General features: G+C 59.9%; 16 protein-coding genes and 2 tRNA genes. 8 read left to right on the top strand and 10 right to left on the bottom strand.

Annotated features, from left to right (window positions below; all coding sequences use genetic code 11):
* Nucleotides 1–533 precede the first annotated feature (533 nt).
* The 3 genes from ampE to A7D21_RS28935 are packed head-to-tail and all read right to left on the bottom strand — an operon-like array spanning nt 534 to nt 4,148.
* A complete protein-coding gene (ampE, locus tag A7D21_RS28945) occupies nt 534–1,370 on the bottom strand; it encodes a regulatory signaling modulator protein AmpE (RefSeq protein ID WP_053254346.1) in 837 nt (278 codons plus the stop codon).
* Nucleotides 1,367–1,930 (bottom strand): 1,6-anhydro-N-acetylmuramyl-L-alanine amidase AmpD, encoded by a 564-nt coding sequence (gene ampD, locus A7D21_RS28940; protein ID WP_069553308.1) that lies wholly within the window; start codon nt 1,928–1,930, stop codon nt 1,367–1,369. The genes ampE and ampD overlap by 4 nt, the downstream gene beginning before the upstream one ends.
* A gap of 43 nt (nt 1,931–1,973) precedes the next feature.
* Entirely contained in the window at nt 1,974–4,148 is a 2,175-nt protein-coding gene (locus A7D21_RS28935) for a DUF1631 domain-containing protein (RefSeq protein WP_069553307.1), read from the bottom strand.
* Nucleotides 4,149–4,391: 243 nt separating this feature from the next.
* On the opposite strand from A7D21_RS28935, the gene nadC reads away from it, so the two are divergent.
* Nucleotides 4,392–5,240, top strand: a complete 849-nt coding sequence (nadC, locus tag A7D21_RS28930) for a carboxylating nicotinate-nucleotide diphosphorylase (protein ID WP_069553306.1) — start codon at nt 4,392–4,394, stop codon at nt 5,238–5,240.
* 46 nt (nt 5,241–5,286) lie between these two features.
* Here the strand turns inward: nadC and A7D21_RS28925 are convergent, their stop codons facing one another.
* The 3 genes from A7D21_RS28925 to A7D21_RS28915 form a co-directional block, all read right to left on the bottom strand.
* Complete coding sequence (locus A7D21_RS28925) at nt 5,287–5,592, bottom strand: DUF6388 family protein (RefSeq protein ID WP_053254342.1); 306 nt, start codon at nt 5,590–5,592, stop codon at nt 5,287–5,289.
* 170 nt (nt 5,593–5,762) lie between these two features.
* Nucleotides 5,763–5,835 (bottom strand) — tRNA-Thr (locus A7D21_RS28920).
* Nucleotides 5,836–5,899: 64 nt separating this feature from the next.
* A complete protein-coding gene (locus A7D21_RS28915; protein ID WP_069553305.1) occupies nt 5,900–6,313 on the bottom strand; it encodes a pilin in 414 nt (137 codons plus the stop codon).
* Between the two features lie 202 nt (nt 6,314–6,515).
* Between A7D21_RS28915 and A7D21_RS28910 the strand changes: the two genes are divergently transcribed.
* Genes A7D21_RS28910 through yacG form a run of 4 tightly spaced genes read left to right on the top strand, consistent with a single transcriptional unit; the run spans nt 6,516 to nt 9,404 of the window.
* Nucleotides 6,516–7,724, top strand: coding sequence for a type II secretion system F family protein (locus A7D21_RS28910; protein WP_069553304.1), 1,209 nt, complete (start codon nt 6,516–6,518; stop codon nt 7,722–7,724).
* Nucleotides 7,721–8,587, top strand: coding sequence for an A24 family peptidase (locus A7D21_RS28905; RefSeq protein WP_069553303.1), 867 nt, complete (start codon nt 7,721–7,723; stop codon nt 8,585–8,587). Before A7D21_RS28910 ends, A7D21_RS28905 begins: the two co-directional genes overlap by 4 nt.
* On the top strand, nt 8,584–9,207 hold the full coding sequence (gene coaE, locus A7D21_RS28900) for a dephospho-CoA kinase (RefSeq protein WP_053254338.1): 624 nt from the start codon (nt 8,584–8,586) through the stop codon (nt 9,205–9,207). Before A7D21_RS28905 ends, coaE begins: the two co-directional genes overlap by 4 nt.
* On the top strand, nt 9,204–9,404 hold the full coding sequence (gene yacG, locus A7D21_RS28895; protein ID WP_053254337.1) for a DNA gyrase inhibitor YacG: 201 nt from the start codon (nt 9,204–9,206) through the stop codon (nt 9,402–9,404). The genes coaE and yacG overlap by 4 nt, the downstream gene beginning before the upstream one ends.
* Here yacG and A7D21_RS28890 read toward each other — a convergent pair.
* The 3 genes from A7D21_RS28890 to A7D21_RS28880 form a co-directional block, all read right to left on the bottom strand.
* A complete protein-coding gene (locus A7D21_RS28890) occupies nt 9,401–9,616 on the bottom strand; it encodes a hypothetical protein (RefSeq protein WP_003171680.1) in 216 nt (71 codons plus the stop codon). The two genes, yacG and A7D21_RS28890, sit on opposite strands and share 4 nt — an antisense overlap.
* A gap of 64 nt (nt 9,617–9,680) precedes the next feature.
* On the bottom strand, nt 9,681–10,370 hold the full coding sequence (locus tag A7D21_RS28885; RefSeq protein ID WP_069553302.1) for an energy-coupling factor ABC transporter permease: 690 nt from the start codon (nt 10,368–10,370) through the stop codon (nt 9,681–9,683).
* Entirely contained in the window at nt 10,367–10,834 is a 468-nt protein-coding gene (locus A7D21_RS28880; RefSeq protein WP_069553301.1) for an FAD/FMN-containing dehydrogenase, read from the bottom strand. The genes A7D21_RS28885 and A7D21_RS28880 overlap by 4 nt, the downstream gene beginning before the upstream one ends.
* A gap of 102 nt (nt 10,835–10,936) precedes the next feature.
* Here A7D21_RS28880 and A7D21_RS28875 point away from each other — a divergent pair, with 102 nt between their 5' ends.
* The 3 genes from A7D21_RS28875 (at nt 10,937) to A7D21_RS28865 (ending at nt 13,188) form a co-directional block, all read left to right on the top strand.
* Nucleotides 10,937–11,566 (top strand): DUF1780 domain-containing protein, encoded by a 630-nt coding sequence (locus A7D21_RS28875; RefSeq protein WP_053254334.1) that lies wholly within the window; start codon nt 10,937–10,939, stop codon nt 11,564–11,566.
* A gap of 89 nt (nt 11,567–11,655) precedes the next feature.
* On the top strand, nt 11,656–11,829 hold the full coding sequence (locus tag A7D21_RS28870; protein WP_016976295.1) for a DUF3094 family protein: 174 nt from the start codon (nt 11,656–11,658) through the stop codon (nt 11,827–11,829).
* Between the two features lie 60 nt (nt 11,830–11,889).
* Nucleotides 11,890–13,188, top strand: a complete 1,299-nt coding sequence (locus A7D21_RS28865; protein ID WP_053254333.1) for an NAD(P)/FAD-dependent oxidoreductase — start codon at nt 11,890–11,892, stop codon at nt 13,186–13,188.
* Between the two features lie 177 nt (nt 13,189–13,365).
* On the opposite strand, the gene A7D21_RS28860 is transcribed toward A7D21_RS28865, so the two are convergent.
* Nucleotides 13,366–13,442 (bottom strand) — tRNA-Pro (locus A7D21_RS28860).
* Between the last annotated feature and the right edge of the window lie 78 nt (nt 13,443–13,520).

Here is a 13,520-nt window from a genome sequence, read left to right as displayed (position 1 = left end):
ATACGCTGGCGTGTTCTGGGTCGCCGGTCACTGCCTCGAGGCCTTGCAGGCGGCTCAGCACGCTTTGCTCCAACGCGCTGATCTTGCCCTCAAGGTCCTCGGCTTTGCCCGACTGACCGAGGGCGGCATTGATCTGGACCTGGTTATTCAGGTTTTCCAGGTCGCGGCGCAGGGCCAGGCTGCTGCCGAGCAGATCAAGACTTTGCAGTTCGATTCGGGTGCCCTGGAACTCAGCCCAGGAATCACGCACCAGGAAATAGTTGGTCGCCAGCATCGGCAGCAGGAACAACACGCTGATCAGGCTGAATTTCATGCCGAAACTCAGGCGGTTCATCAGCGCGACGGCGGGATAGAGCAAGCTCTTCACAAGTGAACTCCCTTACTATTATTTTTATTGAGGCGCAGGGCGGCGGCAGATAGCCAGTATTTGGCGCTCTGCTTGTATAGCTCAATTCGAAAGGGAGTTTTGTAACGTAAGGTTAACGAGTTGTGGGAGCCCGCCGGCTCCCACATTTTTCACCGCGAGCACTCGATTAAGGCAACACCGTCCAGATGGCAAACCCGGCATACCACAGCACTGCCGCACGCAGCAGCAGTTCCCATAGGCGATCCAGACTGTTGATGCCGTCGGCGCCCACCACCGGCGGTGGAATTTCCGCCGCCACCAGGCCGACTTTTTCTACCAACTGCGCGGCACTGATATCCCAGCTCAGCAGTTCGTGCAGCATCACCCGGCTGACCGCAACAAAGTTACCCACCAGGGCGAAACTCGCCGCCAGCAAGCGCACCGGCAACCAATCAAAGGCGTGGCGCAATTGCCCGGCGCGTTCGGCGACCAGAGGGTTCTGGCTGTGCTCGCTGGCCAACGCCAGCAGGCGATAGGCCAGGGCCGCGACCGGGCCCAACAGGAAATACCAGAAAATCACCGCGAAAAAGCTTTGGTAAGCCTGCCACAACAGATGGCCTTGAACGCGCTCCAGCAGTTGTTCGCCATTGTCGGCGGCAACTTTCAGGTCCCGTTCGGCCACGTGTTCGGCGGCTTGCAAGTCACCGCGCCGCCACGCATCGCGAAACGGCCCGAGCCCAGCCAGTAGATCGCCACGCCCCAGGCTATAAATCACCACCAGCAAGTGCACCGGCAATGCCAACAAGCCATACGCCACGGGTTCCAGCACCACTAGCAACAGGGCCAGCAAGGCCACCGGCAACAACACCAGCAGTAGCAGAATCAGCCAGGGCCGCTTGCCCATGCGCGGGCTCGACTCCAGCTTGGCCAGCTCACGCAGCCATCCACCGTCGCGTTGCAACCGCTGACGCAAGGCCGAGAACTTCTCGATCCAGACCGCCAACACCAACACCAGGAAACTCATTGTGCGTGTCCTCCATCCTGCAGGGCGCTACGAAAGCGCGCCCAATCAAAAGCCGGGCCCGGGTCGGTCTTGCGGCCTGGCGCAATATCACTGTGACCCCGTATACGCTGACGGGTAATGCCAGGGTAGGCTGCCAGCAGTTGACGTGTCAGGTCGATCAGCGACGCGTATTGAGCATCGGTAAATGGAATATCGTCCGTCCCCTCCAGCTCGACCCCCAGGGAAAAGTCATTGCAGACTTCACGCCCCTCAAAGCTTGAGACCCCGGCATGCCAGGCCCGGTCCAGACACGATACAAATTGCGTCACGGAGCCGTCGCGCTCAATCAGAAAATGCGCAGACACACGTAGCTCGGCAATGCTTTCAAAGTAAGGATGCTCTGTGACATCCAGGCGGTTCTGGAAAAACGCCTGCACCTTGCCGGTGGCGAACTGCGCCGGTGGCAGGCTGATGTTATGCACCACCAACAGTGAGATTTCGCCTGCGGGGCGCTCGTTGAAGTTGGGTGAAGGGCAATGGCGAATCCCCTGGCACCAACCACTGGTGGGGTCCAACTGCATACAGGTTCCTTGAATGAGACTAGGTATTACCAGTATGCCGCGTTCAGCCCTGCGGTTGCGATGACTTGCCGCGATTGAATTGACGCAGGTTACCCATCACTGACGTCAGCGCGCGGTCAAACAGCAGACCATCGTCCAAACTGCGTATTGCCCCCTGCTTGAACGCCAAGGCCAATTGGACCGCACTCTTCTCCAGGACCTTGAGCCCCGTGCGGCTGACAAAAATATAGATATTGGTTGGCGCCATGATCGCTTTCAGCTTGCAGCGCAGACGGTTGGTTTCGTCTTGCTGAAACTCAAACCAGGCTCCGATCCGCAGTTGCTGAGCCTTCAGCAAGTCCGGGTCATCGCTGGGCAGGCTTGCGCTTGGGGCGTGCAACCCGAGACTGAGTGAAAACGGCTCACGCACCTCAATCAGCGCGTCCAGCCCCCCACCCTCCAATGACTGCGCATGCATGGCTTGCAATCGGACAAAGAATTCGCGGGTACTGAAGGGATCGAACGCCGCGCCGGTCAAACCGTTTCGCAAGGCCTTGAGCAGCCCGGGCAATTGCTCCAGCAGACGCCGACCGGCCTCGGTGTCTTTCTGCAGGCTCACGCTCCAGATCAACTCGTCCATGGTGCGCACCGCTGCCTGGTATTGCACCGATTGCTCACCATGCTTGAGGCTGGCCAACAACAGCACCTGGCTCCAGGCCTGCTGGAGAAACTGCACCACCGACTGCGGCAACACTCGGCCCAGCAGACGTCGATTGAGCACCTCTGCCACGCGCTGACGGGCGGCCTCAGTGCGCACACGGCCTTCTTCGACCTCATAGGTGTGCTGCTCAAGCAGTTCGCTGCGCCGCTGCTCATCCGCAGTAAAGGCGGTGAACTGCGCCAACAACCGCGGGAAAATCTCCGGGTCTTCAACGAACTCATTCAGCAAACATTGCACCACCTGCTCGGTTCGCCGGTACAGGCTGTCGCGCTGATAGTCATCGGTTGGGTTCCAACCCATGGCGGCGGCCGCGATTTCATTGAGCAAGCGCCGCGCCGGATGGCTGGTGCGACTGAAAAAGCTCTTGTCCAGGATCGCCACTTTCAATACCGGAATCTGCAAACGCGCGATCAAGGCCTTGAAAACATCCGGTACGGTGCTGTCATCGAGGATGAACTCGAACAACAGGGCGACCAGGTTGATCACATCCTCGTCGGCGTCTTCCACCACACGGGACTTGCCACTTTTGACGCTGACGCGGGTGAGCAACTGTTCAAGCTGGTTACGCAGGTCGAAGTCATCTTCGGCCTCGGGTTCCGGCACGTATTGCTGCAAATGAGAGAGCAGGCGCAGCAGGTCGCGGGTGGCAATGGGTTGGGGTTCGGCGCTGGCCTCCAGAGTCGGCGCCACGCTGCCGCGCACGGCTGCGAGCAATTTCTGCAAGGCAGCGAAGGCCTCCTGGCCGTTTTCATCCAATGGCGGGTCAACGGTCGGCACGCTGCCTTCGCGTGGCTGTTCAAGCGCCGCACGCCCACCGGGGCGACGTGACGGCACGGCCTTGAGCTCAGGCAAAACCCCGGTAGCGACGAGTATCTGGTTGGCTTCAGCGAACAGTTGGTCGGCGTCACTGAGCACGTATTTTTCAAACAGCTTGAGAATGATCAACTTGACGCGGATCTCTACCCCCAAGCTGCGCCCCGCGCGCAAAAAGAACTCGCAAAGCAGTGCCGGGCCCAACGGGTTATCGCGCTCATCCAGGGGGGTGCCGAGCAATGTACCCAGGCGTGCGGTCAGTTGCGCCAGTGCCAGGCCATCACGGTGCCGCACTCGACCGAGCATGGCCGCCAACGCTACCGCCTTTTCCAGCTCATCACTGGACGTGCCGGTCGCCGTGTCATAGGACACCACCGGCAACCAGTGCGACTCGCTGCGTCCAGCCTGGCCCAGATTGGCAAACGCGGCGAACAACTGCGCCATGAACACGCGCTCGAAATTCTTGCGCTTGAGGCGCAAGTCGCGCATGGCTTCAAAGAAGATGTGATGGTCTGCGTTACTACGGGCCTTGTCGGCCATTTCGAACAGGGTGTCGTCGGCGTTATCGAACAGGTCCTGCAAACCTTGCTGCAACTGTTGGGCTGCCTTGTCGCGAACCTGCAACAACACCACCGGCAGGCGCGCAAGCGGCGATGGCGTGGCGTGTGCCTTGTTGATAGGCACCACCTTTCCGTCATTGTGCATCCTGGCCTCCTGAAACGGCGGTATTGGTTGGGGAAAGATCGAGGACAGGCCCAGTGGGACGCTGCAAAAACCCGATACCACCCGTACGTCAAAGCTATGACGCCAATTGCAAGGCGCGAGATTATCTTGCAAATGAGGGTAGTTGCGCCAGCAAACTCTGCCTTTGCCCTGTAAATGAATAGGAGTCTGGGTTCAAACGCGCACTGCCCCTATAATCGAGGCACTTTGTTTGTGGAGCCTGTTATGCCGAATCTCCGTCTTGCCGACCTCACCGCCGAAATTGAAGCCAACGTGCGCCGTGCACTGCTGGAAGACATCGGCAGTGGCGACATCACTGCACAATTGATCCCGGCCGAACGGCTGGCCAAGGCCACAATCATTACGCGCGATGCCGCTGTTATCGCTGGCACGGCTTGGGTGGACGCGGTATTCCGCCAACTCGACCCTCGGGTCGCGGTGCATTGGCAGGTGGCCGATGGTGAGCGGGTCAGCCCCAATCAAGTGCTGTTCCACTTGGAAGGCCCGGCGCGCTCACTGCTCAGCGGCGAGCGCTGCGCACTGAATTTTCTGCAGATGCTGTCAGGCGTGGCCACACGTGCACAGTACTTGGCGGACTTTGTCGCCAGCACTCAGGTCAAGCTGCTGGACACCCGCAAAACCCTGCCCGGCCTGCGCCTGGCGCAGAAGTACGCGGTGACTTGCGGCGGTTGCCATAACCATCGCATCGGTCTGTATGACGCGTTCCTGATCAAGGAAAACCATATTGCTGCGTGTGGCGGTATCGCCCAGGCAATTACGGCCGCCCACAAGATCGCCCCGGGCAAGCCGGTGGAAGTCGAAGTGGAAAGCCTGGATGAACTGCGCGAAGCACTGGCGGCGGGTGCCGATATCATCATGCTCGACGAGTTGAGCCTGGATGACATGCGTGAGGCCGTGCGCCTGAACGCAGGCAAGGCCAAGCTGGAAGCCAGCGGCGGGATCAATGAAACCACCCTGCTGCCCATCGCTGAGACCGGGGTGGATTACATCTCCATCGGTGCGATGACCAAGGATGTGAAGGCAGTGGATTTATCGATGCGGCTCAGTATCTGAGTAAACAGGCAGGAGCGAGGGTACTCGCTCCTGCCTATGCAGCACCCTAGACCACCAGGTTATTCATCTCGCAATACTCGTCCCACTCGACACCCAGCACCTCGGCGGCCTCTTTGTGCAACGCCAGCCGTGCGGCTTCGAACTCTTCCGGTGTCGAGGTGTACTTGAGGGTCAGCTCCCAAGGCTGGTAGCCCTGGCTTTCTGCCTCATCCTCAAATGCCCACTGGATCTGGTCGCGCTGGTCATCAGCGCTCAGTTCCTTGATCTCTTCTTTAAGCTGCGGCGACTCATCAAGGTATTGTTTGAGGGCTACTTCGTGCCGCGCTTCCTGGGTCATCTCTTGTGTGGTCATGTTGTTCTCTTAGATCAAGGAATGGGGATGCATCTGGGTCATCAAGGTTGCGCAGATACAAAAGAGTAGGCATGAATGCCGGCTCGTCTGGCCTTCAGAACCATTCTGGGATCATCTGAAAACAGTGCTGCCTTTGAAACAATGTTGCCTTTAACACAGGGGTGCCTTTGTGCCCGAGACAGGAATCGAACCTGCGACCTTCGCGTTACGAGTGCGCTGCTCTACCGGCTGAGCTACACGGGCAGTGGGCTAAAGCTAGCACCGCATTGGGCATGCGGCAACTAACTCGCCCGCCGCCCAGCAACCGTTATGCTCCGTCGGCACCGCAGCCCTTGGCAACGTATTGAGCGTCAGCCGTGGTTGCACACTTCCAGCCCGTGGTGGCACTGCGCGTTAACGTGATGGTCTTGCCCAGCACAGGCGCGGGCGCATCGAGAATTTCACAACGGATGGAACCGGCGCCGGTGGCCACATCGCCTGCCACCTCGATCTTGCAGTTGGCGGTGGGGCTGGTGCCACCGATCAAGGCCAGGGTTGGCACGGTGCCCTGGTTAAGGGTGTCTTCGAAACCGGCCTTCAACGCGGCGACTTCAGCCAACCCCGCCGTAAACTTGGCCTTGGCCTGGTGCTTGGTATACATGGGCAAACCGATCGTGGCCAAAATGCCGATGATTGCCACGACGATCAACAACTCGATCAAGGTGAAGCCTTTCTGACGCATCACATTCACTCTCCAGAATAAAAACCATAACCAGGCGCGTCCTGCGCCCCGCAGTTTGCAGCGGCGCCAGTGTACTCATCCGCGAGCGGCCAAACGCGCACAAGACGCACATTCTGACATTTTATCCTTCATGGCCGACCTGCCGGAATCCATCACCTGACTAAGCTGTAGATCTACGACTACCTGGGTGCGGACACGTGACATGAATGAAGCTGCAACGATCTACGCCTGGGAAGGCATCAACCGCAAAGGGCGCAGGGTCTCAGGGCAAACCGCTGGCCAGAACCTTATGCTGGTCAAGGTGCAACTGCGCCAGCAAGGAATCTGCCCCGGCCGCGTACGCAAACAAACCTCGCACCGACCAAGCTTTGCACCCCCGATAAAACCCGCAGACATTGCCCTGTTCACCCGCCAGCTGGCGACATTGCTGAGGGCCGGCATACCGCTGCTGCAAGCCTTCGACATCATCAGCGAAGGCTTCGAACACCGACAGATGCGCGCGCTGATAAAGGGCTTGAAACAGGAGATCGCCGCCGGTAACAACCTGGCGGCAGCACTGCGCAAACAACCACGCTACTTCGATGAACTGTATTGCAACCTGATTGCCGCGGGCGAACAGGCCGGTGCCCTGGAAACCTTGCTGGAGCGGGTGGCGGTACACCTGGAAAAAAGCCAGCAGCTCAAGGCGCGGATCAAAAAGGCCATGACTTACCCCTGCGCCGTCATCGTGGTCGCCTGCCTTGTCAGTGCGATCCTGCTGATCCACGTGGTGCCGCAGTTTCAGAGCCTGTTCAGCGGGGTCGGCGGCGAGCTGCCCGGCTTTACCTTGACGGTCATTGCCCTGTCCGAATTCCTTCAACACGCCTGGTGGATGCTCGCGCTGGGGCTGGGCGCCAGCATTGCCGGGTTGCGCCAGGCCTATCGGACTTCCCCGGGTTTTCGTCACAGCCTGGATAGCGGTTTGTTGAAGGCGCCCCTGGCAGGCACACTGCTAAGGAAGTCTGCGATTGCCCGCTACGCCCGCACACTTTCAACGACTTTTGCAGCGGGCGTGCCCCTGGTGCAGGCTTTGGATTCCGTGGCGGGTGCAACGGGCAATGGGTTGTTCAAAAAGGCGATCGAACAGATGCGTCACGACGTAGCCACAGGCATGCAGTTGAATCACTCCATGGCTCATAGCCGCCTGTTCCCCGGCATGGCGATCCAGATGACCGCGATCGGTGAAGAATCGGGCACCCTGGATCAGATGCTGGAAAAAGTTGCCCAGCATTTTGAGGCCGACGTGGAGAATCTGGTCGACAACCTCACCAGCCTGATGGAGCCGCTCATCATGGTGATATTGGGGGGCATTGTCGGTGCATTGGTGGTCGCCATGTACCTGCCGGTCTTCCAATTGGGGGCGGCATTTTGAGCCTGCTGCCCAGCGCACAGCCATGGGGTTTTGTCGGGATGGCGTTCGTTCTGGGGCTGATCGTCGGCAGCTTCATCAACGTGCTGGTGTGGCGCCTGCCAAAGAGGCTCGAGCGCGAATGGCGTGCCCAAGCCCAGGAAGTGCTGGGCTTGCCTGCCGACCCCGCCAGCCCCACGTACAACCTGATGCGCCGCAACGCCTGCTGCATGTATTGCGCGCAGCCGACTCGCCCCTGGGAAAATATCCCGCTGCTCGGTTACCTGATACTCAGAGGCCGTTGCGCCCATTGCCATGAACCTATCGGTCGCCGCTACCCCGCCACCGAGCTGGCTTGCGCGCTGGGCTCGGCCATTGTTGCCTGGCATTTCGGTTTCGGCTGGCAAGCGGGCGCGGTGATGGTGTTGAGCTGGGGGTTGCTGGCCATGAGCCTGATCGACGTGGATCATCAATTATTGCCGGACGTTCTGGTGCTGCCGCTGCTATGGCTCGGGCTGATCCTCAATAGCTTCGACGTGTTGACGACACTGCCCAATGCGCTTTGGGGCGCAGTCATAGGCTATATGAGCCTGTGGACGGTGTTCTGGTTGTTCAAGCTGATCACCGGCAAGGACGGCATGGGCTACGGCGACTTCAAGTTATTGGCCCTGCTCGGTGCTTGGGGTGGCTGGCAGATTCTGCCGATGACGCTACTGATCGCCTCGCTGCTGGGCGTGCTCGCCGGCCTGATCCTGATGCGCTTGCGCAGGTCCCAGGCTTCGATTCCGATGCCGTTTGGTCCCTGTCTGGCAATTGCCGGCTGGATTGCCTTGCTCTGGGGTGGTCAAATAACCGACTTCTATTTGCAGTCTGTCGGTTTCAGATGACCACTTCCGTTGCAACACCCTGGATTCTAGGCCTCACCGGCGGTATCGGCAGCGGCAAAAGCGCTGCCGCCCAGCACTTTATCGACCTGGGGATTGATTCGGTCGACGCCGACCATGCCGCCCGCTGGGTGGTCGAGCCCGGCCGGCCGGCACTGGCGCGCATCGCCGAGCATTTCGGTGCAGGCGTGCTGCTGCCCGACGGCCAACTCGACCGCGCCGCGCTGCGCAAACTGATCTTTGAATTACCTGAAGAGCGCCGCTGGCTGGAAGCCTTGCTGCACCCGCTGATTGGTGAGGAGATTCGCAGCCATCTGGCGCGCGCGCGTTCGCCTTACGCGATTCTGGTGTCACCGCTGCTGATCGAGTCCGGCCAGTACAGCATGACCCAGCGCATCCTGGTGATAGACGTACCGCAATCACTGCAGATTCAGCGTACCCTGCAGCGCGACGGCATCAGCGAACATCAGGTGCAGGCGATCCTCAAGGCCCAATCCAGCCGCGAAGACCGCCTGAACCACGCCGATGACGTGCTGGTCAATGACAAGGACCTCGCCTGGCTGCACAGCGAGGTCGAGCGACTGCACCACTTTTACCTTACTTTGCGTGGAGGCCGATCATGAGCCAACCCCTGACTGTCGAATGCCCAACCTGCGGTGCCCCCGTGGAATGGAAAGCGACCAATCCCAACCGGCCGTTCTGCTCGGACCGCTGCAAACTTATCGACCTCGGTGCCTGGGCGTCGGAAGAACACAAGATTCCGGTCAGCCCGGATGCAGAGGACGAACTGTTCTCCGAAGACCTGCCGCTGCGCCACTAAGGCCGCATAAAGGCATATTCCTGCTGGTCGTCGAGATTCTCTGCAAGGTATTGCAGCTCGTCGGCCAAGTCTTCAAAACTGCGCACGCCCTTGCTCTGCTGCACCACCGCGCTGAGCATGGCGCGCAAGGTCAAACCGGGGTCAAAACCGATTTCCTGTGCTGCGTCCTGGCTTCTGCGCAACTCCTGCCGTGCCCACTCGTACACACTCATGACCTTTGCTCCCGGAAATTTCGCAAAGAATGAGCCTGCGCGCCCTCGTCGGATTTGATCTGGATCAACGCCGCGAATCGTCGTCCTTCCACGGCGCCGAGAGGTAGCGCGTGCGATTGAATGTCTCCAGCCACTCCGGGCAAAACACCACCAGGGCGCTAATGACCATGCCGTTGATAAACGCCTCGGGGAAAATGATCAGCCACAGGTAACCGACGAAATCTTCCAGCCATTCCGGCATTGCAAAACGGCCGTCGAACCACAGCAGACCCAACGCAGCCAACAGGCAAAGCAGTGCCGACAGCGCGGCGGCAAAAAAGCCGGAACAGAAGATATAGACGAAAGGGTTGCGCGGTTGCGCGCGCTCTACCAGCGCTGCACAGCCTTCCGTGACCAGCACCGGCAACACGATCAACAGCAGGCCGTTGATACCCACGGCGGCCAGGTCCTGGCGCCCCAGCAACACCAACCCCAGCTGTGCCGCCAAACCACCGACCATTGCCAAAGGCCAGTCGAGTAGCAGGGTCACCGCGGTCATACCGATAAAGTGGTAGGAAACGCCGGTATCGAAATCCCGGCGCACCAGCCATAACATGAACAACGCGAACACCGTTCCAAACAGCAGATGCTGGCGCCTGCGGTCTGCAAACAGCTCAACCCACGGCGAGCGCAACACCGCCCACACCACCAGCGGCGCGCACAAAAGCCAGCCGATGCCCAGGGTCTGCGGTGCCAGTACGGCGGCGCTGATCACGGCTTCACCTGCTCCAGGGCCTCATGCAGTTCGGCGGCAGAGCGGTATTCGCGTTGCCCTACCAATTTGCCATTATCCAGTTGCAGCCACAGCACGTTATCCACAGCCCCCGGATAACGCGGGGCAACACGTGCGTCACGGTCGAGCATGACGCGGTAGCTGTAAGCCTGCATTGCCGGCACCGCAAACAGCTTGGCGATCAAGCGGGGCATGCGCTGAATATCCGCGACAAACACTGCGTGCCGCGCCTCGAGATAGCCCTTGGGCTGGCCCTGCAGCGCCGCGTCTACCGACTTGGCTGCGTCCATGCTGCGGGCCACCAATAGAATGCGCACGTGGTCATCCAGGGTGTAGGCCTGATCGAACTGGTCGAGCAAGGTCCACGGCGCCAGGCGCTCACCCACTTCAACGGCCTGAGCCAAAACGGGCAGCAGACTTAATAACAACGCGGCACAGAACTTCACAGCACACTCTCCCTGCTCGGCATAACGGTCGAGTCGCCAGTCTACACCGCCGTTTTAAAGCAAGACTTCCTGCGGTCATCATTTGAACGCTAAGCTGCGAATATGGATGACTCAGATTACCTGCGCCTGCTCACCGTAGCGGCCGAACAAGCCAACGCGTTTCTGTCCAATGCCCGCAAATGGGAGCGTGAGCGTTGGGTCTGCCAGCGCCTGCTGCAAGGCTTGAATGTGCCCTACCGCGCCGAAGAGTTTCACCCCGCGGGGCAAGAGCCGCCTGACGTGTTGTTTCGCGACGCCAGTTTCGAGGTGTTTTTCGTCCTGGATGAGGGCCGCCGCCTCAACGACGAATGGCGCGATGAATTGCTGCGCCGACGCAGTGCGTTTTCCTTGAGCCAACTGGTGCGTCGCGAGGCCAAGCCGCGGCGCATCCCCGCCCATGAGTTCTTGCTGCGCCTGGCACCGACGCTGCGCAAAAAAGCCCATAACTATAAGGAACGCGGGATGGACCTGGGCGAGCTGGACCTCATCGCCTTCACCAGCCTCAAACGTGAAGTGTTGGACCTCAACAGTCATTTCCCGCCCCCCACCGAATACCTGCGCCAGGGTTGGCGCTCACTGTCATTGGTAGGCCCCACCTTTGCCCGCGTGCTGTTCGCCCACCCGGACGCGCCGGACTTCTTGCGCAACAATCTGGGGCGCAGCATAGTATTCGACGTGGGCATCAGCCTGTGACGCGGGCACGGGCTACGCTTGTGGCGAGACCGCCATTCCCCTGACTGTAACGTGGCGCCCTTTTGCAACGTCTACCTGACGAGGCCTTTATGACCAGCCGCCTGAACCCCGATGACCAGCAGCATGTCGAAGAGTACCTGCAACTCTCCCAAAACCGAGTCGAGCGCAAGCCTTTCCGGCCCTGGCTGCTCCTTGGTGTGGTGCTGGTGGTGGTGATCGGCCTGGGTCTGCTGAGCCGCCTGTTGAGTTACCTGACGCTATGAGCTGCCTGGCGCTCGCGAGGGTAACTGCTCCGATTTCTTTTAGCCTTGCGAGATATCCCCATGACCCATCGTATTATTATCGTCGGCGGCGGCGCCGGCGGCCTGGAGTTGGCTACCCGCCTGGGTAAGACTCTGGGTAAGCGTGGCACCGCCAACATCACGCTGGTGGACACCAACCTGACCCATATCTGGAAGCCCCTGCTGCACGAGGTGGCTGCCGGCTCACTGAACTCTTCGGAAGACGAACTCAATTACGTCGCCCAGGCCAAATGGAACCACTTCGAGTTCCAACTGGGGCGCATGAGCGGTCTTGACCGTGAGCAGAAGAAAATCCAGCTGGCCGCCACCCTCGATGAAGAAGGCCGTGAGTTGGTGCCCGCGCGCGTGCTGGGCTACGACAGCCTGGTGATCGCGGTCGGTAGCACCACCAACGATTTCGGCACCGAGGGCGCAGCGCAGCACTGCCTGTTCCTCGATACCCGCAAACAGGCCGAACGGTTTCACCAGCAGTTGCTCAACCACTATCTGCGCGCCCACGCGGGCCAGACCGATGTGGAAGAGAAAATCAGCGTTGCTATCGTTGGTGCCGGGGCAACGGGCGTGGAGCTCGCCGCGGAACTGCACAATGCCGCGCATGAACTGGCGGCCTACGGCCTGGACCGGATCAAACCGGAAAACATGCACATCACCCTCATCGAAGCCGGCCCGCGGGTATTGCCTGCGCTGCCCGAGCGGATTGGCGGCCCTGTGCATAAAACCCTGGAAAAACTCGGGGTGACGGTCTTGACCAACTCGGCGGTCAGCGAAGTGACGGCCGACGCCTTGATCACCAGCAGCGGCCAGGTCATTCCTGCCAGCCTGAAGGTGTGGGCTGCCGGGATTCGCGCTCCGGCTTTCCTCAAAGACATTGATGGGCTGGAAACCAACCGCATCAACCAATTGCAGGTCCTGCCGACGCTGCAAACCACTCGCGACGAAAACATCTTCGCCTTTGGTGACTGCGCCGCCTGCCCGCAAACCGGGACCGACCGTAATGTGCCACCACGCGCTCAAGCGGCTCACCAGCAGGCGTCATTGCTGGCCAAATCGCTGAAATTGCGGATCGACGGCAAGGACCTGCCCGCCTACAAGTACACCGACTACGGCTCGCTGATCTCGCTGTCGAGATTTTCGGCTGTGGGTAACTTGATGGGCAACCTGACCGGCAGTGTGATGCTGGAAGGCTGGCTGGCGCGGATGTTCTATGTATCGCTGTACCGCATGCACCAGGTCGCGCTGTACGGGTTTTTCCGCACGGCAATGCTGATGCTGGGCAGCAAGATTGGGCGTGGGACTGAGCCTAGGCTCAAATTGCACTAATAACACGCAGCCGTGTGGGAGCGGGCTTGCCCGCGATGGCAGTAGATCAGCACACGCTATACACGCTGATAAGACGCCATCGCAGGCAAGCCCGCTCCCACATTTTTTTGCGTGGTGCCTTAGCTTTCCAGCAGACAAAAAAAATCCCCGTATCTTTCGATACGAGGATTTTTAATATGGTCGGGGTAAGGGGATTCGAACTCCTGACATCCTGCTCCCAAAGCAGGCGCGCTACCGGACTGCGCTATACCCCGGAAAAAAAAGGCGACCTCTCAGTCGCCTTCTTCGATCAGCGCTTTTGGCCTCTGATCTTAAGATTCGATTCCAGCGTT

Origin of the sequence: Pseudomonas sp. AP19 (assembly GCF_001728855.1) — a bacterium.
Taxonomy (GTDB): domain Bacteria; phylum Pseudomonadota; class Gammaproteobacteria; order Pseudomonadales; family Pseudomonadaceae; genus Aquipseudomonas; species Aquipseudomonas fluorescens.
Note: the sequence above shows the minus strand (reverse complement) of the source record. Positions and strands in the feature narration are given on the sequence as shown.

What these genes read in the sequence shown, in the direction of transcription:
- A7D21_RS28865 (WP_053254333.1), top strand. Translation starts at nt 11,890, where the DNA reads ATGACCCATCGTATTATTATCGTCGGCGGCGGCGCCGGCGGCCTGGAG.
- A7D21_RS28890 (WP_003171680.1), bottom strand. Translation starts at nt 9,616, where the DNA reads ATGAGTGTGTACGAGTGGGCACGGCAGGAGTTGCGCAGAAGCCAGGAC.
- ampD (WP_069553308.1), bottom strand. Translation starts at nt 1,930, where the DNA reads ATGCAGTTGGACCCCACCAGTGGTTGGTGCCAGGGGATTCGCCATTGC.
- yacG (WP_053254337.1), top strand. Translation starts at nt 9,204, where the DNA reads ATGAGCCAACCCCTGACTGTCGAATGCCCAACCTGCGGTGCCCCCGTG.
- A7D21_RS28875 (WP_053254334.1), top strand. Translation starts at nt 10,937, where the DNA reads ATGGATGACTCAGATTACCTGCGCCTGCTCACCGTAGCGGCCGAACAA.
- coaE (WP_053254338.1), top strand. Translation starts at nt 8,584, where the DNA reads ATGACCACTTCCGTTGCAACACCCTGGATTCTAGGCCTCACCGGCGGT.
- A7D21_RS28935 (WP_069553307.1), bottom strand. Translation starts at nt 4,148, where the DNA reads ATGCACAATGACGGAAAGGTGGTGCCTATCAACAAGGCACACGCCACG.
- A7D21_RS28915 (WP_069553305.1), bottom strand. Translation starts at nt 6,313, where the DNA reads ATGCGTCAGAAAGGCTTCACCTTGATCGAGTTGTTGATCGTCGTGGCA.
- nadC (WP_069553306.1), top strand. Translation starts at nt 4,392, where the DNA reads ATGCCGAATCTCCGTCTTGCCGACCTCACCGCCGAAATTGAAGCCAAC.
- A7D21_RS28870 (WP_016976295.1), top strand. Translation starts at nt 11,656, where the DNA reads ATGACCAGCCGCCTGAACCCCGATGACCAGCAGCATGTCGAAGAGTAC.
- A7D21_RS28910 (WP_069553304.1), top strand. Translation starts at nt 6,516, where the DNA reads ATGAATGAAGCTGCAACGATCTACGCCTGGGAAGGCATCAACCGCAAA.
- A7D21_RS28925 (WP_053254342.1), bottom strand. Translation starts at nt 5,592, where the DNA reads ATGACCACACAAGAGATGACCCAGGAAGCGCGGCACGAAGTAGCCCTC.
- ampE (WP_053254346.1), bottom strand. Translation starts at nt 1,370, where the DNA reads ATGAGTTTCCTGGTGTTGGTGTTGGCGGTCTGGATCGAGAAGTTCTCG.